The 23,382-nt window shown below is 64.9% G+C and carries 24 protein-coding genes; 6 read left to right on the top strand and 18 right to left on the bottom strand.

Features of this window, described 5'->3' with window-relative positions; all coding sequences use genetic code 11:
- Together ACQP2D_RS39255 and ACQP2D_RS39260 are read right to left on the bottom strand one after the other, a co-directional pair.
- On the bottom strand, positions 1-516 hold the full coding sequence (locus ACQP2D_RS39255) for a YbaB/EbfC family nucleoid-associated protein (protein ID WP_433680953.1): 516 nt from the start codon (positions 514-516) through the stop codon (positions 1-3).
- Between the two features lie 15 nt (positions 517-531).
- Positions 532-846, bottom strand: coding sequence for a hypothetical protein (locus ACQP2D_RS39260; RefSeq protein WP_433680954.1), 315 nt, complete (start codon positions 844-846; stop codon positions 532-534).
- Between the two features lie 359 nt (positions 847-1,205).
- Between ACQP2D_RS39260 and dtd the strand changes: the two genes are divergently transcribed.
- Positions 1,206-1,637, top strand: a complete 432-nt coding sequence (gene dtd, locus ACQP2D_RS39265; RefSeq protein WP_433680955.1) for a D-aminoacyl-tRNA deacylase — start codon at positions 1,206-1,208, stop codon at positions 1,635-1,637.
- 266 nt (positions 1,638-1,903) lie between these two features.
- Positions 1,904-3,415 (top strand): hypothetical protein, encoded by a 1,512-nt coding sequence (locus tag ACQP2D_RS39270; RefSeq protein ID WP_433680956.1) that lies wholly within the window; start codon positions 1,904-1,906, stop codon positions 3,413-3,415.
- 5 nt (positions 3,416-3,420) lie between these two features.
- Here the strand turns inward: ACQP2D_RS39270 and ACQP2D_RS39275 are convergent, their stop codons facing one another.
- The 3 genes from ACQP2D_RS39275 to ACQP2D_RS39285 form a co-directional block, all read right to left on the bottom strand.
- On the bottom strand, positions 3,421-4,215 hold the full coding sequence (locus ACQP2D_RS39275; RefSeq protein WP_433680957.1) for an ESX secretion-associated protein EspG: 795 nt from the start codon (positions 4,213-4,215) through the stop codon (positions 3,421-3,423).
- A complete protein-coding gene (locus ACQP2D_RS39280) occupies positions 4,212-6,119 on the bottom strand; it encodes a hypothetical protein (protein WP_433680958.1) in 1,908 nt (635 codons plus the stop codon). Before ACQP2D_RS39280 ends, ACQP2D_RS39275 begins: the two co-directional genes overlap by 4 nt.
- A gap of 123 nt (positions 6,120-6,242) precedes the next feature.
- A complete protein-coding gene (locus ACQP2D_RS39285; protein WP_433680959.1) occupies positions 6,243-7,250 on the bottom strand; it encodes an alpha/beta hydrolase family protein in 1,008 nt (335 codons plus the stop codon).
- Between the two features lie 70 nt (positions 7,251-7,320).
- Here ACQP2D_RS39285 and ACQP2D_RS39290 point away from each other — a divergent pair, with 70 nt between their 5' ends.
- Positions 7,321-7,866, top strand: a complete 546-nt coding sequence (locus ACQP2D_RS39290; RefSeq protein WP_433680960.1) for a helix-turn-helix domain-containing protein — start codon at positions 7,321-7,323, stop codon at positions 7,864-7,866.
- A 42-nt stretch (positions 7,867-7,908) separates the two neighbouring features.
- On the top strand, positions 7,909-8,724 hold the full coding sequence (locus tag ACQP2D_RS39295) for a class I SAM-dependent methyltransferase (protein ID WP_433680961.1): 816 nt from the start codon (positions 7,909-7,911) through the stop codon (positions 8,722-8,724).
- A 1,770-nt stretch (positions 8,725-10,494) separates the two neighbouring features.
- On the opposite strand, the gene map is transcribed toward ACQP2D_RS39295, so the two are convergent.
- From map to rpsH, 9 genes are all read right to left on the bottom strand, one after another.
- The gene (gene map, locus ACQP2D_RS39300) at positions 10,495-11,292 is read right to left on the bottom strand and encodes a type I methionyl aminopeptidase (RefSeq protein WP_433680962.1); all 798 of its coding nucleotides are present in this window, start codon (positions 11,290-11,292) and stop codon (positions 10,495-10,497) included.
- Positions 11,293-11,346: 54 nt separating this feature from the next.
- The gene (locus ACQP2D_RS39305) at positions 11,347-11,892 is read right to left on the bottom strand and encodes an adenylate kinase (RefSeq protein WP_433680963.1); all 546 of its coding nucleotides are present in this window, start codon (positions 11,890-11,892) and stop codon (positions 11,347-11,349) included.
- Positions 11,889-13,211, bottom strand: coding sequence for a preprotein translocase subunit SecY (secY, locus tag ACQP2D_RS39310; protein ID WP_433680964.1), 1,323 nt, complete (start codon positions 13,209-13,211; stop codon positions 11,889-11,891). Before secY ends, ACQP2D_RS39305 begins: the two co-directional genes overlap by 4 nt.
- Positions 13,212-13,349: 138 nt before the next feature.
- Positions 13,350-13,793 carry a 50S ribosomal protein L15 gene (gene rplO, locus ACQP2D_RS39315; protein WP_433680965.1) on the bottom strand — a complete coding sequence of 148 codons (444 nt, stop codon included), beginning with the start codon at positions 13,791-13,793 and terminating at the stop codon, positions 13,350-13,352.
- Between the two features lies 1 nt (position 13,794).
- The gene (gene rpmD / locus ACQP2D_RS39320) at positions 13,795-13,974 is read right to left on the bottom strand and encodes a 50S ribosomal protein L30 (RefSeq protein WP_433680966.1); all 180 of its coding nucleotides are present in this window, start codon (positions 13,972-13,974) and stop codon (positions 13,795-13,797) included.
- Complete coding sequence (gene rpsE, locus ACQP2D_RS39325) at positions 13,975-14,640, bottom strand: 30S ribosomal protein S5 (RefSeq protein WP_433680967.1); 666 nt, start codon at positions 14,638-14,640, stop codon at positions 13,975-13,977. It lies immediately after the preceding gene.
- A 31-nt stretch (positions 14,641-14,671) separates the two neighbouring features.
- Positions 14,672-15,079 (bottom strand): 50S ribosomal protein L18, encoded by a 408-nt coding sequence (gene rplR / locus ACQP2D_RS39330; RefSeq protein ID WP_354952713.1) that lies wholly within the window; start codon positions 15,077-15,079, stop codon positions 14,672-14,674.
- A gap of 2 nt (positions 15,080-15,081) precedes the next feature.
- Entirely contained in the window at positions 15,082-15,621 is a 540-nt protein-coding gene (gene rplF / locus ACQP2D_RS39335; protein WP_433680968.1) for a 50S ribosomal protein L6, read from the bottom strand.
- Between the two features lie 15 nt (positions 15,622-15,636).
- Positions 15,637-16,035, bottom strand: coding sequence for a 30S ribosomal protein S8 (gene rpsH / locus ACQP2D_RS39340; RefSeq protein WP_433680969.1), 399 nt, complete (start codon positions 16,033-16,035; stop codon positions 15,637-15,639).
- Between the two features lie 276 nt (positions 16,036-16,311).
- Here rpsH and ACQP2D_RS39345 point away from each other — a divergent pair, with 276 nt between their 5' ends.
- Positions 16,312-19,119 carry a helix-turn-helix transcriptional regulator gene (locus tag ACQP2D_RS39345; RefSeq protein WP_433680970.1) on the top strand — a complete coding sequence of 936 codons (2,808 nt, stop codon included), beginning with the start codon at positions 16,312-16,314 and terminating at the stop codon, positions 19,117-19,119.
- Positions 19,120-19,459: 340 nt separating this feature from the next.
- Here ACQP2D_RS39345 and ACQP2D_RS39350 read toward each other — a convergent pair whose 3' ends face one another.
- From ACQP2D_RS39350 to rplN, 4 genes are read right to left on the bottom strand one after another with little or no spacing between them, the layout of a single operon-like run.
- Positions 19,460-19,645, bottom strand: coding sequence for a type Z 30S ribosomal protein S14 (locus ACQP2D_RS39350; protein WP_062983162.1), 186 nt, complete (start codon positions 19,643-19,645; stop codon positions 19,460-19,462).
- Positions 19,646-19,649: 4 nt separating this feature from the next.
- On the bottom strand, positions 19,650-20,213 hold the full coding sequence (gene rplE, locus ACQP2D_RS39355; protein WP_433680971.1) for a 50S ribosomal protein L5: 564 nt from the start codon (positions 20,211-20,213) through the stop codon (positions 19,650-19,652).
- 1 nt (position 20,214) lies between these two features.
- On the bottom strand, positions 20,215-20,532 hold the full coding sequence (gene rplX, locus ACQP2D_RS39360) for a 50S ribosomal protein L24 (RefSeq protein ID WP_355183835.1): 318 nt from the start codon (positions 20,530-20,532) through the stop codon (positions 20,215-20,217).
- Position 20,533: 1 nt separating this feature from the next.
- Positions 20,534-20,902 (bottom strand): 50S ribosomal protein L14, encoded by a 369-nt coding sequence (rplN, locus tag ACQP2D_RS39365; protein ID WP_040686591.1) that lies wholly within the window; start codon positions 20,900-20,902, stop codon positions 20,534-20,536.
- A 345-nt stretch (positions 20,903-21,247) separates the two neighbouring features.
- Here rplN and ACQP2D_RS39370 point away from each other — a divergent pair, with 345 nt between their 5' ends.
- On the top strand, positions 21,248-23,290 hold the full coding sequence (locus tag ACQP2D_RS39370) for a M13 family metallopeptidase (RefSeq protein ID WP_433680972.1): 2,043 nt from the start codon (positions 21,248-21,250) through the stop codon (positions 23,288-23,290).
- The last annotated feature ends 92 nt before the right edge of the window (positions 23,291-23,382 follow it).

Below are 23,382 nucleotides of genomic sequence, written 5' to 3' on the forward strand. Positions count from 1 at the left end.
TCACCAGCTGGAATCGGTGACCCCGCGGTCCGCACCCGGCTGCCGAGAAACCACCTCGACATTGCTGAATTCCATCGGGGCGCTGTCATCGTCGGCGGCCGCGCGCCGCTCGTCGGCATTCGGCGGTGCGAGCGAAACCTTTGGCGCCTTCGGCATTTCGGCGCTCAAATCGGGCATGCCCTCGATCAGATCGGAGAGTTTCGGCAGTCGCGCGCGACGGTCGTGCAGGGGCGTCATCAGCACCTGCGCCTTGCGCATCACCTCGGCGGTCGCCTGCTGCGCCGCCTCCGTCACGGCCTTGGCGATCTCGCTGTAGCTCAATTCGTCTATATCGGACGCGAATTTGGTCTCGATGATGGTGCCGTCGGCGTTCACGGTGACGGTAATGCGTTTACGCACTGTCGCACTGGCGGTCAGTTCGGCACGCTGCTGCTGCACCTTCGCGATCGCGCGAAACTGCTGCTGTACCTCATCGAGCACCGCGGCCATCTCGGCCTTGGCGAATTCGTTCGTCATACCCCCGGCCCCCGATTACCGAAAGCCGTCGCCGTTGGACTGGTCCATCCGCCGCAACTCCTTGGCGGTCTTGGTCTGACCGGTGTAGAAGTTGTCGAAATTCGTTGCGGTGGTGGTGATATTGGCGGTCATATTCGTGCGCGCCACCTTGTAGCCATCGGGCCCCTCGGCGAACTGTCGGCCGAGCTTGTCGTTGCCCCAGGGCTCACCGCGTCCGGCGAGCGCCGCGTCCAACGCGCTCAGCACGCCATTGACCCGATCCCGGACCGCGCTGGTCCGCTCCGCGGCCTTCTCGAACAGGTCCGCGTCATGCCTCAACTTGTCCGACATCGCGCCAACTCCTCGAGCTCCTGCGGTCACCCGCACCATCACCATCGGATCCTCTGATCCGACGATGACAGCGCGAGGCAACTCGTCAGTAGCTCGAAAATGAACGAAAGGTGCCGTGGCAGTTACACACCCGCTCCCGCATGCGCCGAGCACCCCATGGACGGCAACAACCGAGGCGGATCGGCACCGCCGAACTCTTCGACCTGGCCGAGGCGAATACCCGTGCCGACCGCACACATCGCGGCACTCCCGATCGCCGAGGCCGAAACGGTCGAGACGTCGGACGAGCTGGAGGACGAGCCCTAGCGCCAACCCGATGCACCGCACGGCGTGCAATTTCCGGATGCGAGGATCGGGGCATGCGAGTACTGGTGCAGCGCGTATCCGCCGCTCAGGTGACCGTGGACGGTGCGTCCGTCGGCCGGATCGAGCCGAACCCGCAGGGACTGGTCGCACTGGTCGGGGTGACGCATGACGATACCGAGGCGACCGCGAAGGCGCTGGCGGACAAGCTGTGGCGGCTGCGGATTCTGGAGGATGAGCGGTCGGCGGCCGATCTGGACGCGCCGATTCTGGTGGTCAGCCAGTTCACGCTCTATGCCGATACCGGCAAGGGACGGCGGCCGTCCTGGTCCGCGGCCGCCCCGGGCTCCGTCGCCGAACCGCTGGTCGAGACCTTCGCCCAGGCGCTACGCGAGCTCGGCGCGACCGTCGCCACCGGCCGATTCGGCGCGCATATGCGCGTCGAACTCGTCAACGACGGACCGGTGACATTGCTGCTCGAGGGCTGAGCACAACCCCCAAGCGCAACCACCCCTGACAAACTGCGCACGGCATTGATTTGCTCGACCACACCTGCACAAACCATGTCATCCGCTCGGAACGACCCCAGCGCGCGGAAGCCGAGTGCACCCGCTGTCAACCGGTCGATCGCGGCGGCGGCGGTCGCCGGTGGATTGCCTGCTCGTTCCGGCCATTTCTATGGCAAACTCGGTCGAGCAGAATGCGGCCGCTCGACGACCGTGGCGCGGAAGGTAATGCGGGAGTTGAGGTCGCGATGGATCTGAGGGATCTGAGTGCGCTCGAGCGTCGGGTGGCCGAGGATCGCCGGGCAGCCGTCGACCGAACGGTCGAGAACGAGTTGCGTTTGGCCACGTCGCTCTGCGACCTCGCCAAGGCGCTGGTCGCCACCAAGAACGGCCAGGGACGTGACCGCACGGCCGAGGCATTGGCGCCCTCCCAGGAGTCCGTCGGCATCCGGCTGCACTGGCTCGCCGCCGGACGCGTCACCGCGCAGTTCGCGGGTGAAGTGCAAGAGGCGCTGCGGGTATTCGAGCAGGCCACCCGCCATATCGGCCACCGAGAACTGGCCGCGAGCACCATCCGCAATGCCTGCCACACCTATCGTCAAGTGGCGCACACACATCCGCAGGTGGCCGCCGTCTGCGCGGACGGGCTGTCGAAGTGCGGCGTGTGGCTGTGCCGTCTCGACCCGAGCGCCGCCGTCGCCGCCAGCGAGGACGCGGTGCGAATCCGCAGTTCGCTGTTCGCGGCGAATCCGGATCAGGCCGGTAAGTACCTCGCGAGTCTGAATATGCTGCTGCGCACACTCATGGTCGGCAGACAGCGCAAGCAGGCCGTCGCGATGTACCGCGAGCGGTACGCGGCTTTCACCTCGCCCGAGATGACGGCGCGGCTGCGCGAAACCCGGATCGAGGATATCGACCTCACCAACAAGACCTTCACGGCGCTGACCAAACTCGAATGCCGGACACTGCAGCGCGCGGGACATCTGACCCAGCAGCAGATCCTATACCAAACCTCGGGCGACCTGTCGACGATCGAGGAGATCAACTGGAAGCTCGCACTGGTCGGCTTGAAGCCGCTGGCCGCGGGCGCACTACCCGATCCGCCCTCGCGGCCGGTGGAGATCGGTGCGACATTCGGTGCGCTGAGCGTGCGCTGCAGTTCCCGCGACGCCGTCGCCCAGGTCCGCGCGGCCATTATCGCGGCCTACGCCGCCGATAGCGCGGGCCAGGTCGATCGCTCAGCGGTGCGCGGTGCGCACGAAACCCACTGGCACACCTTCGATCCCGAACTGAACTCCACGGAATCCCTCGGCGATGACGTGGTGCTCATCGAACAGCCCTACGGCGGTTCGGTGGTCGTCATGAGTCTGAACTGGGAGATGACACCGGTCGGCAAACATCCACTGGCACAGCATCTTTCCAACCGCTGGCAGGTGATCAGCGTGACCGCGAACGAAAAGATGTCCTACGAGCTGTGCCGGTACGACAATGGCGTGGCCACCCAATACGCCGCACTGGGTCGCCCGAGCGGCCAGGCGCCACTCGATACCCCACTGGCGCCGCTGGACTTCGCCGCGCTGGCCGACTACGGCGCGGACTACGCCTCCGAAACCCAGGTCCGGGCCGCCTTCGGCAATACCGACATGTTCGCCAAACTCACCCACCTACCCGCCAGCGGCATTCGGCAGGCCGCACTCGCGATTCCGCTCGCCGACTACGGCGATAACGTGCTGTTCTTCCGCAAGTCCAGCGCGGGCTGACGAACTCAGCCCGCCTCCCAGTGCGTCTCCACGCGCTGAAGCATTTCGGCGATCCGGTCGTCGATCTTGATCGCTAGTCGTTCGTCACCGATGCCGGTGGCGAACGGCGCCTGGTCGAGTTCGATCACGTAGCGCCCGTCGTCGGGCAGATCACGCCACACCAGAATTCGCTCCAGAATGCCGCGCGGGCCGAATTTCGAATGCCCCTGGTGGATGGTGATCGCGCCGGTCCGGGTGGCCGGAACAGCGAAGAACTGATCACTTCGACTCACCGTTGCCGAGGTGACAGTTTCGATGACCCGCGAGCCACCGAAATCCAACCGCTCATGGTCATCGATCCGATCGGTCAGAATCGGGATGCTCCCGATCCGTCCCGGCTTGGCCTTGGGCAGTGTCCGCACCACCGCATCGGCCACACCCCACGGACCGCATTCGGTGATGACGTAACCACCACTGTGCGAAGGGGTTTCACCGGGCAGCTGGGTCAGCAGCAGTCCACGAGCTCCGGTTCGGACGGCGCGTGCCCGTATCCACTGCGTCGGATCGTCCTTATCGGCATCGTTCCAGCCGAGCACCTTCACCAGGACATCGGGCCGGGCCAGGATTTCGAGTACTTCCCGCAGCGAGCCGTCGAGTACGTCCTGTAGCCGTTCCCAGGTCTGGAATTTCTCCCGGTCGTAGTCGTCGCGCCATGGCGTTCTGCTGGTGTAGGTGAGCGGCTCCGGCATATATCGGCTGTGCAGGCATCGCTCCCACAGCACCTTGAATTCCAGGTCGGTGAACTCCCAGGTCGATGTCACAGTTGATCCACCAGCAGCGCGGGCACGGACTGTTCCGAGGTCCGGGCGTCGCGCGACTCGGCCCGGGCCGCAATGGGTTCCGCGGCGTCCTGCGCGCCGACGCCGGGTATGCCGAGTGTCGAACCGGCCTCGGACTCGGTGGTAGCGGGAACACCCGCACCGGATGGCATACCGGGTATTTCCAGTCCGACGCCATCGGCAATACGGCGAATCACTGACTCCAACTGCTTTTCGACATTGCCGATCCCCGGGAGCGCAAAGCCTCCGACATTGGGGAGCGCGGCGCGCGGAAACAGCCGCGCCATGGACGCGGGCTGCACCGCGCTGGTCGCACTCGCTGGTTGGACCTCGCCCGAGACCGGTGTCGCACCGTCCTGGGTCGGGATGTGCAGCAGATCGGCCAGCGGCTTCAACTCAGGGTTCGTGGCGAGCAATTCCTTGATCTGCGGGAACTTTTCGAAGAAGCTGTCGAAGTCGATCGGCGCCGCGACCGGATGCTGGGCCAGGTACTGTCCGAGCGATTGCAGCAGGCCGGGGACCGTCTGCATGCCCTGCGACAATGCGTTCATCAGCGGGGAAATGATGTCCTGGCCCTGTGATGTGCCCGAGGTGCCAGCTCCGGTGCCGGTGCCGGTGCCGGTTCCTGTGCCGGTGCCAGTCCCCGTCCCGTTCCCGGTCCCGTTCCCGGTCCCGTTATCTTTGCCAGTTCCCGTCCCAGTCCCGGTGCCGTCGCCGGTACCAGTGCCGCCACCCGGTATCGATGCCTTCCCCGCACCAGTGCCGCCAGAGCCGGACCCGCCCGAACCGGACCCCGCACCCGCCCCGGATCCCCGTCCGTCACCCCTACCATCGCCCCGACCGTCGCCCTTCCCGTCACCTTTGCCGTCGCCCTTCCCGTCACCTTTGCCGTCGCCCTTCGGATCATCGGTCTTCGGCGCGGCCGGTTTGGCTGGCGTGGGCGGGGCGGCGAGAACCGGAAATCCCTTGTCGGAGTTGTTCAGACCCTCCGCGTAGTACTTGTCGAAGTTCTCCCGATAGACCTCGATGGCCCATAGATGATCCCAGCAGCTGCTACTGCCGTTCGAAGGCATATTGTCCTTCGTCGCATACAGCCATCGATAGGTGTATTCATAATTCTGGAATACGAGCCCCATCTCGTTGGTCAGCTGCCGGATATTGTCGCTGTACTTGCCGATCGCACCGACGGCTTGGTCGGCACCGTAGCCGTGCCAGCTGGCTGCCGTCAGTTTGTGCAGCGAATCCTTCAGTTTGGTTCCCGCCCCGTCGATTTGGGTCGCCAAGAAGTCCCAGATCTTGCCCGCCTCCGATGGCGTCTGCGGCTGGATGTTCTGCCCGAGATCATAGAATTCGGGATAGCCCAGGTATTCCGAGTTCTCGACGACGATATCGGCACCGTCCCAGCCCGACTTGTCCCCGGACTTGGCATCGTGCTGTAGCGCCTTCGGGAAGTCCGGCTTATCCCCGCTCGGCTCCTCGTATTTCGGCTTGTGGTACTGCAGGTCGAGTGCGCTGGCGGAGGTGGAAACCTTCGCGAGATTGTCGAAGGTTTCCTTCGACACCCCTTCCGCGTCCTTATATGCGGCACCTGCGGCCTTGAACAGTTCGATGAAGTCCTGCATCGTCCGCATATGGTCGACCAGCTTGTCGTTCAAGTCCGTCGTCTTATCGTTGAACTTGCCGGCCAGCTGGTTTCCGGATCGGAGGCCGCCGAAATCCTTCGCATTCTTGATCCTGGCGTCCTGCAGCAGCCCCTTGGATGCCGACAGGTGGGTGAGCATATCGTGGCACGCCTGCGCACACGCCAGCGCCACGTCCGGATCAACCTTGATATTGCCGGCCTTGGCCTGATCCCGCAGCCCCGACCATGCCGTCTCGTTTCCCACTGACCGCTCCTCCAACACCCGCGAAGCCCGCACCCGTCCTCACCTCGGACACAGGGCAAATCCCGAGTCTAGGTCACCGATCCGAGCCGATCCGAGCGTCTTAACCGAAGCTTAGGCTCGGGTTCATCCGTTGGACCCCACCAAGATCGACTTCACCCAAGCGGCAATATCCGCGACGACTTCGGCATCCACATGCTGCGACCGCTGGTAATCCGCGGGCTCGGACGGACCGGTACCCGGGAAGAACAGATGGTCGTCGGCGGGATAGATGCGGATCGTCACATCCGGCCGATCGGCGAGACCCGTCCGCCATCCGATCAGATCGTCGGCCACTGTGGTCTGATAGTCACGCTCGCCCTGCAGGATCAGCATGGGTTTGTCCAGCGTCGCCGCGACCGCCACCGGATCGTAGGCCCGCAGGTCCAGCCAAAAGGCGGCGCTCATCCCGAAGGGTAGTTCCGCCGCGGGTGTGATTGGTGAGAGTTCCTCACCATCAACCAGTTTCGCCTGTTCGATGATGGTCTCGATCGGCGGAAACGCGGCGACGTACGCCGGATCTACGTCCGCGAGGTAGCGCAGCACCCGCACCATAGCCCACTGCATGGGCTGCGTATCAGCGGCGAGCAACACCATACCCGCCAGGGCGGGCGCGCCCGCCGCCACCAGCGGTGCCACTTTGCCACCCATGCTGTGTCCGACCACGAAGACTCGCTCGGCATCGACAGACGTGGCCGCACAGAGCATTTCGATGCCCGCCAGAGCATGTGGCACATATTCGTCACGCATTGTGAATTCCGGTGTCGCCGCGACCTTCTCGGCATGCACCAAGGTCACCTTGTCGAAGCGCAGTACCGCCATGCCGCGACTGGCCAAGCCCCAGGCGATATCCCGGTAGATCCGGTTGGGCCCGACAGTGCCCTCGCGATCGAACGGCCCACCACCGGCGAGCAGTACCACCGCCGGATACGGACCATCGCCGCGCGGCATGCTCAGCGTGCCCGGCACAGCGAACTCGCCGGAACCGACGGTGACCTCCCGCTCATCGAATGCGGCCGGGTCCACATAATCCGGCTGCCGCCAAGGTGCTTCCACGTCACTACCGCTCGCCTGCGCCGACTCGGTTCGTTCCATGCTGTCCTCCCCGGGAAGGTCAATCATTCTCAACTTTGAGAACGGTATCACAGATGAGAAAATAATGGCCATGGACTCCTTGGAGCTGCTGGCACATCCAGTGCGGCTGCGGATCGTGCACGCCATGTCGGGCGGGCAAACCCTGACGACCACGCAGCTGTGCGCCCGGATGCCGGACGTCTCGAAGGCCACGGTGTACCGCCACGTCGAATTGCTCGCCTCCGGCGGCATTCTCGAGGTCGTCGAGGAGCAGCGCGTGCGTGGCGCGGTGGAACGCCGCTATCAGCTGCGCCGCGAACGTGCGGTGATCGATGCCGATCAGGCCGCATCTGCCGTGCCCGAGGACCATCGCCGGATCTTCGCCGCCGCGATGGCCACCTTGCTCGCCGAGTTCAACGCCTACCTCGACCGCGAAAATGTCGATCCGGCAGCGGATCTCGTCGGCTACCGCCAGCACGCGCTCTGGCTCGACCACGACGAACTCCTCGGCCTGATCGCCGATATGCGCGCCGCCATCGCGCCCCGACTGAAAAATGCAGCGGCACCTGGTCGTTCGCAGTACCTACTGAGCCCGATCATGTTCCCGATCGGCCCCAAAGAAGCCCACCAACGATAGATCCGCTGCACCGGCGCGCGTTTGCGCGGTACCGTCATCCGCGTGCCAGGACCACGGGATTCGACTGACCAGGCAATGGACCAGGGCGAACTTTGGGCGCAGCGGGCGAACTCGTTCGGTGCGCAGGCCGCCGTCTATGCGGAGCATCGGCCGGACTATCCGGCAGCGGGCATTCGCTGGGCGTTGGCACCGATCGGCGATAAGGCACCCGTCGTACTCGATCTGGGCGCCGGCACCGGCAAACTCACCGAGGGGCTACTGGCCATCGGCGCCGAGGTCATAGCCGTGGAACCCGACGATGCGATGCGCGCGGAACTGATCGCACGGTTCCCCGAGGTGACGGCGCTTTCCGGTGCAGCAGAGACGATTCCGCTGCCCGACGGCTCGGTCGACGCGGTCGTGGCCGGGCAGGCCTTCCACTGGTTCGACCAGGCGCGAGCCTTCCCGGAGATCGCACGGGTGCTGCGCGCGGACGGCGTATTCGCCGCATTCTGGAATAAGGACGACGGCCGCGTCGAATGGGTCGCCGGGCTACAACACGTTGTGCACTCGAACGCGCCCTTTCCATCGACAGACTCGGATGACAAATTGCCGTCGCACCCATTGTTCACCGACTTCGAAGGGTCCGAGTTCGCCCACACTCATCGACGCACCGCCGAATCCCTCACCGCAACCATCGGAACGCACTCGCGCACAGCGATGATACCGGCACACCAGCGTGCCGAACTGCTCGATCGAATAACGACTTACCTGCGCAGCCAACCCGAAACCGCCCAGGGCGAATTCGACTACCCCCTCCGAACCGAGGTAATCCGAGCAATCCGCCGCGTCGATATGCCATCGCCACAACAAGATTGAGCAGAACCCACCACCCGACCAACAGCCCTCGATCACCCACACGATCCAGCCACCAACATGCCATCGCCACAGCAAGACCGAGTAGAGCGCACCACTCGGCCGAGAGCTCTCGATCACCTACACGATCCGGCCGCCGATACCCCCGAGCCGCCGCATGCTCGAGGGTCTTGTGAATCCACCGTTCAGCCGACGCGGGTTCGATCACTTACGCGATCCGGTCGATACCCACACCGCCGCGGGACCAAGTCGTCTAGCGGAAGCCGCTACCTACGCGCTACCCCGCACATCCCGCCGCACCGGCTCTGAGCTGTGCGGAGAGGCGGCCGACCAGCCGACCGGGCCAACCGGCCGACCGCAGTTCGCCGCAGAACTACGCGATCCCACAAGGGAATTCGAGTAGCTATCTACTCGGGTTACCACCCCTCCCCCGGACATACGCTTCTTTCAACGTTGAAGTTCAGAACGAATCGGAGGGAAATCACCACCACTGTGGTAGCGGTCGATCCCCTACACGACCCCCCAGGTGCGGCTGCACGCACGGGCGCGGGTGCAAGGAACGACGTCACCGATCCAGCACAAGCTGGGTAACGTCAGGACCAGCAGCGGACGCATTGTGTCCGAAGCCATTGTCCCCGAACGTTCACGCCCCACAGGCGTCGGTGCGGCTCGACTCCTCGCCGCGCAGCGTCACCCCCCGGACCCGAATACCGTGACCGACCCCGCCCAACACCTGAACCCTAACACCCACAGCACTCCGAAACCTACGAAACCGAAAGCCATTCACCCAAACGACTTTTCAACCCCCAACCCGTGTCCGACACAACCCTACAAGCCCCCAACCACCCCAGACTGGCCAAAGCCCCACCAACCTCGCGCCCTCCCCAGCCCTCCCATCAGCCGAGAATGCGCGCATGCAGGTGCGCTCTCGACGTTCACCTGCATGAGTGCATGGTGATCACTCGTCAGGGGTGGCGCACGGTGACGCCGAAGGAATGGTGCTGCCCAATGTAAGGCGCTCCCCCGAATGTGCAGTGCCGTAGGGGTTCAGCACGAATGTATGCGCTGAACCACAGGTGCCGAGATATGTACGGCACCAAGGAGAATCCGGCAAAGCAATGTTCGGTACCGAGAATGGCTCGGTACCGACCAACGTCCGGGATCGAGCAAGGATTCCCGCCGACCAACGTCCGGCACCGAGCAACGTCCCGTGCCAACCAACGTCCGGCACCGAGCAACGTCCCGTGCCAACCAACGTCCGGCAGCAACGAGGCACAGCGCCGAGCAACATCGGACGCCAAGCCAAGATCCCTGGTCGACCAACGTCCGGGCACCGAGCATCGTCCCGTAGCGACCATCGTCTGGCACTGAGCAATGTCCCGTCCACCAGTGCCCGGCACCGAGCATCATCCCGCGCCGACCAACGTCCGGCACCGACCAACGTCCGGCACCGAGGAACATCCTCCGCCGACCACAGCCAGCACCGCGTAACGGTCCGTACCGACCAATGCTCAGCACCAACGGGGACCAGCGCCGAGCAACGTCCTATGCCGACCAACGTCCGGCACCGAGGAACATCCTCCGCCGACCACAGCCAGCACCGCGTAACGGTCCGTACCGACCAATGCTCAGCACCAACGGGGACCAGCGCCGAGCAACGCCCTATGCCGACCAACGTCCGGCACCAACACCGTTCTGGCCCAACGCATTATCCGATGCCATCCCACGTTCGGCATCGAAAGATCCGGTCCCGGAGCAATGTCCGGACCGCACCTACTCCGGACGCAGCGTGAGAATTCGCGGACCGTCCTCAGTGACCGCGACCGAATGTTCCCAGTGGGCGGCGCGACTGCCGTCGAGCGTCACCACGGTCCAGTCGTCGTCGAGCACCTTGGTCTGTGTGGTGCCCAAGGTCAGCATCGGCTCGATCGCGAGTACCGATCCGACCACGAGTTTCGGGCCCTTGCCCGGTGCACCCTCGTTGGCCAGGAACGGATCCATATGCATCTCCCGGCCGATGGCGTGCCCGCCGTAGCCGTCGACGATCCCATAGGACCGGCCGTGCTGCTTCTCGGCCGCGCGCGTACCCATTTCGATGGCATGCGAGACGTCGGTCAGCCGATTGCCGGGCAGCATCGCCGCGATACCGGCCTCCATCGACATCTTGGTGGCCTCGCTGAGCAGCTGATCGGCCTCGATGATCTCGCCGACGCCGAAGGTCCAGGCCGAATCACCGTGCCAGCCTTCGAGAATCGCGCCGCAGTCGATCGAAACCAGATCGCCCTCGGCCAGAATCTCCGCGGCGGTCGGAATCCCGTGCACCACACGGTCGTTCACCGATGCGCAGATCGAACCGGGAAAGCCGTGGTAGCCCTTGAAGGACGGCACGGCGCCCGCATCCCGGATCACCTGCTCGGCGACCTCGTCCAGTTCCAGGGTGGAGACCCCGGGCTTGGCGGCCGCACGCACCGCGACGAGCGCGCGGCCGACGACCGCGCCCGCCGCCGCCATGGCATCCAGTTCACCTGCCGTGCGGAACGGCACAACCTTCTTCTTGCGGTTGAAGACCATCCGGCCTCAGTGCTCCATTCCGAGCGGCATCATGTGCTCCGCAGGGGGCAGCATTCAGTGCCCAAGGGCGCGCAAGGCGCGGGCATTGACCTCGTCGATCTCGCCGACACCGTCGACCGAGACGACCAGACCGTCGTAGTGCTCCAGCAGCGGCTCGGTCTCCTCGCGGTACACCCGCAACCGGTTGCGGATCACGTCCTCGTTGTCGTCGGCGCGACCGCGCGCCATCATCCGGGAGACCACGGTGTCCTCGGGCACGACGAAGCACAGCACCGCGTCGAGCTTCTTGTCCATATCCGAGAGGATCTTCTCCAGCGCGTCGGCCTGGTCGACCGTGCGCGGGTAGCCGTCCAACACAAAGCCGTTCGCGGCATCCGGCTCAGCGACCCGGGCCTCGACCATGCGGTTCGTCACATCGCTCGGCACGAGATCGCCAGCGTTGATGTACTTCTGCGCCTCACGCCCCAGCGGGGTCTGGGCGGAGATATTGGTGCGGAACAGGTCCCCGGTGGAGATGTGCGGGACACCCAGCTTGTCCGACAGGAGATCGGCCTGAGTACCTTTTCCGGCACCCGGCGGTCCGAGCAGTACAAGTCTCACTTGAGGAACCCTTCGTAATTTCGATTCATCAGCTGGCTTTCGATCTGCTTCACGGTGTCCAAGCCGACACTCACCATGATCAGCACCGAGGTGCCACCGAACGGAAGGTTCTGGGTGCCACCGGACGCGCCGATATCGAGGAACAGATTCGGCAGGACGGCCACCAGACCGAGGTAGATCGAGCCGGGCAGAGTGATGCGGCTCAATACAAAATTGAGGTAGTCGGCAGTCGGCTTACCTGGGCGGTACCCCGGAATGAAGCCGCCGAACTTCTTCATCTCGTCGGCGCGTTCCTCCGGGTTGAAGGTGATCGCGACATAGAAGTAGGTGAAGAACACGATCAGACCGAAGTAGATCGCGATATATACCGGGTTCCCCGGGTTTACCAGGTATTTCTGGATGGTCTCTTGCCACCAACTCGGGTTGGGGTTGTTCTTCGAGGATGTCAGCTGCGCGACCAGGTTCGGCAGATACAGCAGCGACGACGCGAAGATCACCGGGATAACACCGGCCTGGTTGACCTTCAGCGGCAGGTAGGTCGAGGATCCGCCGTACATCTTGCGGCCGACCACGCGCTTGGCGTATTGCACCGGGATCCGGCGCTGGCCCTGCTCGACGAAGATGACCCCGCTGACGATGGCAAACGCGGCGACGCAGACCAGACCGAAGACCAGTCCGCCGCGGTTCTGCAGAATGTTGTTGCCCTCGGTCGGGATGCGCGCGGCGATACCGGCGAAGATCAGCAGCGACATGCCGTTGCCGATACCGCGCTCGGTGATCTGCTCGCCGAACCACATGACCAGTGCGGCGCCGGCGGTCATCACGAGCACGATGATGATCATGCCGAAGATGCTGGTATCGGCCAGGATGTCCTTCTGGCAGCCCTGCAGCAGTTGTCCGCGAGCCGCGAGCGCGACCAGTCCGGTGGCCTGCAGGATCGCCAGTGCGATCGAGAGGTACCTGGTGTACTGCGTCATCTTGTTCTGGCCGGACTGGCCTTCTTTACGCAGTTCTTCGAAGCGTGGGATAACGACGGTGAGCAGCTGGATGATGATGCTCGCGGTGATGTAGGGCATGATGCCGATCGCGAAGACCGACAACTGCAGCAGCGCACCACCGGAGAACAGGTTGATCAGCTGATAGATACCTGCGGATTCACCGCCGGAGACCAGGTCGATGCATTCCTGCACGCTCTTGTAATCGACGCCAGGGGACGGCAGCGACGCACCCAAGCGGTACAGCGCGATCAACCCCAGCGTGAAGAGAATCTTCCGCCGTAAGTCCGGAGTCCGGAAGGCCGATACGAAGGCGGAAAGCACAGATCCTCCTGGCGAACGACATGGTCATGCCACGGATGTAGAAAACCCATGACGAGGCTTGGCAGACAACAATTGAACTCTAACAGTGGCACCGGACGAGCTCTCCACTCGTCCGGTGCCACTATCTGCAGAGTACCGTCAGCCCAGCTCGGTGACAGTGCCACCGGCCGCGGTGATCTTCTCCTTGGCGGCGCCGGTCACCTTGTCGACGGTCACCTGGACCGCGACGCCGATCTCGCCATCGCCGAGAACCTTCACCAGCTGGTTCTTGCGAACCGCACCGGCGGCAACGAGCTCCGCCTTGCCGACCTCGCCGCCCTCGGGGAACAGCTTGGCGATCGAGCCGACGTTCACGACCTGGTATTCCGTGCGGAACGGGTTCGTGAAGCCCTTGAGCTTGGGCAGCCGCATGTGAATCGGCATCTGCCCACCCTCGAAGGCGGCGGGAACATTCTTGCGAGCCTTGGTGCCCTTGGTACCGCGGCCCGCGGTCTTGCCCTTGGAGCCCTCACCGCGACCCACGCGGGTCTTCTCGGTCTTGGCGCCGGGAGCCGGACGCAGGTGGTGCAACTTGATGGTCATGTCAGACCTCCTCAACTGTTACGAGGTGGCGCACGACGTTGATCAGGCCGCGGTTCTGCGGGTTGTCCTCACGAACCACGGTCTGGCGGATCTTGCGCAGGCCGAGCGTGCGCAGGCTTTCCCGCTGATTCTGCTTGGCGCCGATCGAAGACTTGATCTGGGTCACCTTGAGATCTGCCATTTACCTGGCACCTCCGACTGCCTGAGCGCGTGCGCGCAGCATGCCCGCGGGGGCGACGTCCTCGAGCGGCAGACCACGACGGGCCGCGACCTCTTCCGGACGCTGCAGCTGCTTGAGCGCCGCAACCGTCGCGTGCACGACGTTGATGGCGTTGTCGCTGCCCAGCGACTTCGCCAGAATGTCATGGATACCGGCGCATTCCAGCACCGCGCGCGCCGCACCACCGGCGATCACACCGGTACCGGGCGAGGCCGGACGCAGCATGACCACACCGGCCGCCGCCTCACCCTGCACCGGGTGGGTGATGGTCGAGCCGATCATCGGGACGCGGAAGAAGCCCTTGCGAGCCTCCTCGACACCCTTCTGGATGGCCGCGGGAACTTCCTTGGCCTTGCCGTAGCCGACGCCGACCAGACCGTTGCCGTCACCGACGATCACCAGGGCGGTGAAGCTGAAGCGACGACCACCCTTCACGACCTTGGAGACGCGGTTGATCGCGACTACGCGCTCGAGCTGGTTCTTGTCGGTCTGCTGGTCACGACGGTCACCGCCGCCGCGACGATCCCGGCCACCGCCGCGGCCGTCGCGGCTGTCGCCGCCACCAGCGGCACCATTCTGCTGTCCGGCGGGTCCGCTGCCGCCGTCACGCCTCTGACGTCCCGGCATCAGACGTTCCTTCCGTAAATGTTTGCAGTCATCAGAACTTCAACCCACCTTCGCGAGCGGCATCGGCCAGCGCCGCGATGCGGCCGTGGTAGTCGTGGCCACCACGGTCGAATACGACGGCCTCGATGCCCGCGGCCTTGGCGCGCTCGGCCAGCAGTTCGCCGACCTTCTTGCCCTTGGCCGACTTGTCGCCGTCCAGTGCGCGCACATCGGCCTCGATCGAGGACGCGGCGGCAATGGTCTTGCCGACCGAATCGTCGATGAGCTGTGCGTGCAGGTGCCGCGAGGAGCGGTTGACCACCAGGCGCGGACGCTCGGTGGTGCCGACGACCTTCTTGCGCAGGCGGAAGTGACGGCGGGCCTTCGACAGGCGACGCGTCGTCGACACGTCCTTGCCACGCGGAATGCGCTTGGCCTTCTGGTTTTCGGTTTGCGCCATGATCACTTACCCGTCTTTCCGACCTTGCGGCGAACGACCTCACCGGCGTAGCGGATGCCCTTGCCCTTGTACGGGTCGGGCTTGCGCAGTCCGTGGATGACAGCGGAGATCTGGCCGACCTTCTGCTTGTCGATACCGGACACGGAGAACTTGGTGGGCGATTCCACCGCGAAGGTGATGCCCTCCGGGGCCTCGATCGGCACCGGGTGCGAGTAGCCGAGGGCGAACTCCAGGTTCGAGCCCTTGGCAGCGACACGGTAACCGACGCCGAAGATTTCCATCTTCTTCTCGTAACCCTTGGTCACGCCCTCGATCATGTTCGAGACCAGGGTACGGGTCAGGCCGTGCAGCGAGCGGTTCTGGCGCTGGTCGTCCGGACGGGCGACCTCGAGCTGGCCGTCCTCACCCTTGGTGACGGTGATCGGCTCGGCGACAACGTGGGTCAGGGTGCCCTTGGGACCCTTCACCGACACGTTCTGGCCGTCGATGGCGACCTCGACACCGGCAGGAATGGCGATGGGCTTCTTACCAATACGCGACATGTGTCCTACCTCCCCTTACCAGACGTAGGCGAGGACTTCGCCGCCCACGCCAGCTTTGGCCGCCTGACGATCGGTGAGCAGACCGGTCGACGTGGAGATGATGGCCACGCCGAGGCCGCCCAGGACCTTGGGCAGGTTGGTGGACTTCGCGTACACACGCAGACCCGGCTTCGAGACGCGGCGCAGGCCCTGCAGGCTGCGCTCACGGCTGGGGCCGTACTTGAGGTCGACGACGAGGGTCTTGCCCACGGTCGCGTCCTCGGTCCGGTAGTCGGCGATGTAACCCTCGCGCTTGAGGATCTCGGCGATATTCGCCTTGAGCTTCGAGTGCGGAGCCTTCACCTGATCGTGGTACGCCGAGTTGGCGTTGCGCAGACGTGTCAGGAAGTCTGCGATCGGATCAGTCATGGTCATGGTTCGACCTTGACACCTTTCTCGCTACGGTTCCCATGCAACACCGGCGTACGCACGCGCACGCCAGCCGTGGGCCTATAGCAATTCGGCGGTCCGGTCGACGCTTGCCGACCGGATTGAGTTCTCATCAGAGCTCTCGGTGCCCGGGCCGCCCACACATCGACACAGTCGTTGTATCCAGGACATGCGGGCACAGAGGTGCCCGAGCAACCGCTCTAGTGTAGGCAAGGTCGCTACCAGGACAAAATCCGGGGTTCGCCGCTTACACTCACCCGCGTGCAGGATTCCTTCGCGACCACACTCGTCGGTCGCGATGTCGAAGTGGCGAGTCTGGCGGCACTCGGACGGCGTGCGGCCACCGGACACGGGTGCGCCGTGCTGGTGGAGGGTGAGCCGGGGATCGGCAAATCGGCACTGCTGGAAGCGATGCGAAACCCGTTCGCGGCCGCGGGCCTGCACATCCGTGTCGGCGCCGCCGAGGAATTGCGGCAGGGCGTGCCGTTCGCCGGGGTGTGCTCCTGGCTCGACGACGCGGGCCCGACATCCCCGATCGATGCGCTGCGCAGCGGAGATCGCGTGGGCGATGTGGCCGCGACCCATGAACTCACCATCGCCGAGGCGATTCTGGACCAGATCGACACCTGGTGCGCCGCGGGCCCGGTCGCCCTGGTCATGGACGATGTGCACTGGGCAGATCGCTCGAGCCTGACGCTGCTGCACCGGCTGTGCGCCCTCGTCGACGAACTGCCGCTGCTGCTGGTGCTCGCGGCCCGGCCACTGCCGCGCGATCCGGCCCTCGCCGCGCTGTCGGCCGAACTTGTCGCACGGCGGGCCCCGGTGCTGCGGCTCGGCGCCCTGCCGGCGACCGACGCCGCGAAACTGGTGCGTCAGCTGGTCGGCGCCGAACCAGGATCACGATTGTTGGCGAAGGTGGCCGAGGCCGGTGGAAATCCGCTGCATGTCTCGGAATTGGTGGCCGCCCTGAAGCGCGACGGGGCGATCAGGGTGGTCGCCGACACCGCCGATCCCGCGGGCGCTGTCGGCGCGAACACGTCCGCGTCATTGGCCGAGGCGATTACGCAGCGGCTGGACTTCCTGTCCCGTCCGACACGCGATGTGCTGCCGATGGCCGCGGCCCTCGGTCCGACCATCGATGTCGCGGACCTCGCGGTGGTATTGCAGATCCCGATTCTGGATGTCTGGAGCGCCGTCACCGAGGCACTGGATGGCGGGCTGCTCATCCGGGTGAACTCCGAACTGGTGTTTCGGCACGATCTGATCCGCGATGCACTGGCCAATCGACTGCCCGCGTCACTGCGGTCGGAACTGCTCCAGCAGGCCGGACAGGCGCTCCAGTCGACCGATGCGCCGATCGAACGGGTTGCCTACTATCTGTCGGTCGCCGACCGCGAGTTGAACGCGGCCAGCCTCGATTGGCTGATCGGTGCCGCCGACAAGTTGATCGTTCGCGCGCCCGAACTGGCGAAACGGTTGTTGAGCCGGGTCACCACGGCGCCGGATCTCGATGCGGCACGGCGTTCGGTACTGATCCGGCTGAGAATTCATGCCCTGCTGTGGGATGGGAACGCGGCCGAGGCCGAATCGGTGGTGCGCGAGGCGCTGCTCACCGGGCCGGAGGACGGCGACGATACCGAACTGCGCTGGCTGCTCGCCCAGATCTATCAAGCCCAGGCCCGATTGGCCGATGCGGTAGCGGTCGCCGAGGAGGTGCTGTCCGCCAATGAATTGGGCACGACCAGGGAATTGGGCGTCGAGGACGCCGCCCGTTTTCTGGGTATATCCGGACTCGGCAATTTCTTCCTCGAGCGGTTCGCGGCGGCGGAGCAGGCCGGTCGGCAGGCCGTATCGCTCGGCGAGCGCGCCGGGAACTCACTGGCCACCGGATACGGACTGACGGCGGTGGGCGCGGTGCGCTATACCCAGGGCCAGCTCGACGAGGCGCTGGACCTGAGTGCTCGGATCCCGGCCCTCTTCGAGGACGGGACCGGGCCCGACCAATTCGATCCGTACGCGCTCTACGCCCACTGCCTGATCGAACTCGATCGGCTGACCGACGCCGAAGAGGTGCTGAAGACCGCCATCGGGCGCAACCGCCGATTCCGCGGCGTCTACCTGTCTTCGAACCTGGTCGCCAAGGCGCGGATGTATCTGGTGGGCGGGCGCTGGGACGACGCGCTGGCCGAATGCACAGCGAGTATGCAGACACCCGATGTGCTCGGATATGCGACGGTCGCACACACCGTCGCGGCGCTCATCGGAATTCGCCGCGGCACCTTCCTGCCGGACCCGGACGCCCTGCCCGCGCCGGATGATCGACCGGGCAATATCGGCTACGCGCACTTCCATCCGTGGGTCAAGGCGCTGACCCACGAGGCCCGCGGTCACGCTGAGCTGGCGTTGGAACTACTCCTCGACGCACAACAGCGACTTGCCGACGGATTGGCCGCGGCGACACTGCATTACATCTTCCCGGATATCGCGCGCTTGGCCGCGGAAATCGGTGACGCGCACGCGGCCCGATCGGTAGCGGACAGTGCGGATCTACTCCTCACCCGGCAGCCGACCGCGTCGCGCACCGGAACGGCACTGCTGTGCCGCGGCCTCGCCGACTCCGATCCCGATGACCTGCTGGCGGCAGCGCACGCCTTCCACCAATCCGGCCGCCCGCTGTTCGAGGCGCAGGCGCGGGAAAACGCCGCCGTCCTACTCGCCGTCGCGGGCCGCGGACCCGAGTGCCGCAACGCATTGGACACCGCCATCGAACTGTATTCCGGCCTCGGCGCATCCTGGGATTCCGCCCGCGCGCTGGCACGCGTGCGCCCCTACGGAATCCGCCGCGGCGTCCGCGGCCCCCGCAACCGCCCCAAATCCGGCTGGGCAGCCCTCACCGACACCGAACGCAAAGTCGCCGTGCAGGCCGCCGAGGGCCTGTCCAACACCGACATCGCAGCCCAAATGTTCTTGTCCCGCCGCACAATTCAATCCCACGTCTCGAACATCCTGGCAAAACTCGACCTCCGCTCCCGCCGCGAAATCGCCACCGCCATGCCCCAACCGCAGTAACGCCGACGCGCCGCCCCCGACGATCTGCCCCGTCACGCAAACCTTCCGCACACCTCGCACACCGACTCACCGCACGAAACGCCGTGCCCCGAACTCGAAGCTATGCGATAGCCCCGAGCCTGCCGAGCACCAGGCTTTCACGTTCGCAGTCACCAGCGGGCTGAAGCGCTGTGCCCGCGCACGTATGTCCGAACAGCCGGAGCACTCCCGATCCACATCCCCTGGTCCGAACTCGAATTCTGAACTCCCCCAACGCAACTGAAACGCGCAAGGGCACGACCTCGGAGGAGGCCGTGCCCTTGCTCAGTTTTGTGCGGGTGCGCTCAAAGAGAGCGCGAGCTCACCAGGAGCTCTTGTGCACACCCGGAAGCTCACCGCGGTGCGCCATTTCGCGCAGGCACACGCGGCAGAGGCCGAACTTGCGGTACACCGCGTGCGGGCGGCCGCAGCGCTGGCAGCGGGTGTAGGCGCGAACGGCGAACTTCGGCTTGCTGTTGGCCTTGTTGACCAGTGCTTTCTTAGCCATGTGCTCAGTTCTCCTTGAACGGGAAGCCGAGGTGCTTGAGCAGGGCACGGCCTTCTTCGTTATTGGTCGCGGTGGTCACCACCGTGATGTCCATACCGCGCGGGCGGTCGATGGAGTCCACGTCGATCTCGTGGAACATCGACTGCTCGCTGAGGCCGAACGTGTAGTTGCCGTTGCCGTCGAACTGCTTCGGCGACAGGCCGCGGAAGTCGCGGATACGGGGCAGCGCGATGGAGACCAGGCGGTCCAGGAACTCCCACATGCGGTCGCCGCGCAGGGTGACCTTCGCGCCGATCGGCATGCCCTCACGCAGCTTGAACTGCGCGATCGACTTGGTGGCCTTGCGGATCTCGGGCTTCTGACCGGTGATCAGCTCCAGATCCTTGACCGCGCCGTTGATGAGCTTGGCGTCGCGCGCGGCGTCACCGACACCCATGTTCACGACGACCTTGACCACGCCCGGGATCTGCATCACGTTGGCGTAGTTGAACTCGTTGTTCAGCGCGTCCTTGATCTCGGCCCGGTAGCGGGCCTTCAGGCGCGGCTGGGTCTGCTCAGAGGTGGTCATATCAGATGTCCTTCCCGTTCTTACGGGAGATCCGGACCCGCTTGCCGCTCTCCTCGTCGGTCCGGTAGCCGATACGGGTCGGCTTGCCGTCGGAGTCGACGACCATCACGTTGGACACGTGGATGGGGGCTTCCTGGGTCACGATGCCGCCCGAGGAGGCGCCGCGCTGGTTGGCGGAGTTCGCGACGTGCTTCTTGATCCGGTTCACGCCCTCGACCAGGACCCGGTTCTCCTTCGGGTAGGCCTGGATGACCTTGCCCTTGGCGCCCTTGTCCTTACCCGAGATGACGAGCACGGTGTCGCCCTTGTGCACCTTCATGTCAGAGCACCTCCGGGGCCAGCGAAACGATCTTCATGAACTTCTTCTCGCGCAGTTCGCGGCCGACCGGGCCGAAGATACGAGTGCCACGCGGGTCGTTGTCCGCCTTGATCAGCACGGCCGCGTTCTCATCGAACTTGATGTACGAACCGTCCGGGCGACGACGCTCCTTGACGGTGCGCACGACGACGGCCTTGACGACCTCGCCCTTCTTGACATTGCCGCCGGGGACGGCGTCCTTGACGGTGGCGACGATGATGTCACCGATACCGGCATAGCGACGCGACGAACCACCGAGAACGCGGATGCAGAGGATTTCCTTCGCACCCGTGTTGTCGGCGACGCGCAGTCGCGACTCCTGCTGAATCACTTCAGCCTCCTTGACCTGGATGTATACGCACGCCGGATTGCCGACCCGACGGGCATGGTCGTGTCACCACCCGAACGCGCGCCTGCCAGCGGTTATCTGGATCTCGATGACCCAACCTCTGGGGGTTCGCGGCCGGATTGCGGGCACAGCTCCCGCAGGCAACCGGATCAGTGTAGGCGAATGCCCAGGTCGATCCCAAATCAGGGCCCATCAACGGAGGCTGAACTTCCGCTGTGAAACCGCGCCGATCAGTGCTCGCGACCTGCGACGTTACTACCCTCGGGAAAAGCAAGATCGTCAGTAGAACTGTGCACATTCCACATCACCGCTGGAAGAGAGGTTCTCTTGAGTTCGTCCGCGCGTTCCGCCCGGCTCGGTCGTCGCACCTTCCTGATCGCACTCGGCGTGATTCCGGCCACCGCACTGGTCTCCTGCTCGCGGGATCAGCCGGTGCGGCTCACGGGGGTCGATATGCGGGGCGAAGACCAGGGGATCCGGCCGCAGGACGATCTGTTCCGCCACGTCAACGGCAGCTGGCTGCGCGACTATCAGCTGCCCCCGGATAAGCCGTCCTACAGCACCTTCGACGAGGTCAGCGATCGCGTCGAACTGCAACTGCGGGAGATCGTGGAGGGCATCCGCGATCCGAAGGCCGGGTCAGCGGAACAGCAGATCCGCGATCTCTACGACGCGCGACTCGATTCGGTCGAGATCGAGCGGCTCGGCCTCACCCCGCTGGCCGATCTGTTCACCGCGATCGATGGCGCGGCGAACAAGGCGGATCTCGCACGGGTGATGGGCGGGCTGCCGATCGGCGGGCTGATCGGATTGGACGTCGGGGTGGATCCCAAGAATTCCGGTCGATACGTCGCCACCGTCTCCCAGTCCGGTATCGATCCCAATTTGGGTGAGCAGTACTACCGCAAGCCCGCATACGCCGAGCAGCGTGCGGCCTATCGGACCTATCTGGAGCGCGTCGCCGCCGGTGCGGGCTTCGCCGATCCCGCCGGCACCGCCCAGCGCGTATTCGACCTGGAGACCAGGATCGCGGCCGGTTACTGGGACGACGTGCGGCTGCGCGATCCCGATGCCACCTACAACCCGCTCGACTGGCCCCAATTGACCGCGCTCGCACCACAATTCGACTGGGAACCGTGGCTCGCGGGTACCACCGACCGGCCGCGCTCGCTATTCGACACGGTGGTGGTCGGGCAGCCGTCGTTCGTGACGGCGGCCGGACAGCTCTGGGCCGAGGTCGATATCGCGGCCTGGCGCGAGTATCTGCGCCTGGCGCTGGTCAAGCGGTTCGCATCGCTGCTACCCAAGGCCATCGCCGATGCCGAATTCGATTTCGTCGGCAAGACATTGCAGGGGCTGCGCGAACGCCAGGAGCCGTGGAAGGACGCCATCGCCACCGTCAATGCGAATCTCAGCCAGGTGCTCGGGAAACTCTATGTGGGCAAACACTTTCCGCCCGCGGCCAAGGAGCGCGCGCTGGCGATGGTCGCCGACCTGAAAGCGGCCTACCGGGCCGATTTCACCGAGTCCACCTGGATGTCGCCGCCGACCAAGCAGGCCGCCATCGCCAAACTCGATAAGATCGTCACGAAGATCGGCTATCCGGATACCTGGATCGACTACTCCGGGTTGACCATTACCCGCGGCAAAGTGATCGAATCCGTCCGTGCCGCACGCCAATTCGAGACCGAGCGCCATTTCGCAAGACTCGGCACCCCGGTCGACAAGTTCGAATGGGTTATGCCGCCGCAGCTGGTGAATGCCATGTACGACCCGAGCGCCAACTCGATCTCCTTTCCCGCCGCCATTCTGCAGCCGCCGTTCTTCGATAAGGACGCCGAGGCCGCGGTCAATTACGGCGCGATCGGGGCGGTCATCGGACACGAGATCGGACACGGATTCGACGACCAGGGATCGCGCTATGACGGCGACGGCAATCTGCGCGACTGGTGGACGCCCGAGGATCGCGCCGCCTTCGACATCAAAACCAAACAGCTGATCGAGCAGTACAACGTACTGGTCCCCGCGGGCCTGGATCCGAGCAAGCACGTCGACGGCGCCCTCACGGTCGGGGAGAATCTCGCCGATCTGCGCGGTCTCGGCATCGCCCTGGCCGCTTTGGGGATCGCGGACAAACGCGACGGGAAGAATAATCCCGACCACCGGACCATGTTCCTGTCCTGGGCACGGATCTGGCGGAACAAGGCGACCGTGCAGCAGCAGGAATTGCGACTCGCCATGGACGTGCACGCACCCAATGAGTTTCGCACCAATCAGGTGGTACGCAATATCGACGAGTTCTACACCACGTTCGGCGTGCAACCGACTGACAAGCTGTTCCTGCCCCCGGACCAGCGCGTCTCGCTCTGATACGACGGGCTGGCATGGCCCGGGGCAGGTAGCCTCGGGCCAGCACTATCGCGCATGACGAGGATGCGGCGGACCGCATCGGGAGAGGAATC

Source organism: Nocardia sp. CA-119907, from assembly GCF_050955995.1.
Lineage (GTDB): Bacteria > Actinomycetota > Actinomycetes > Mycobacteriales > Mycobacteriaceae > Nocardia.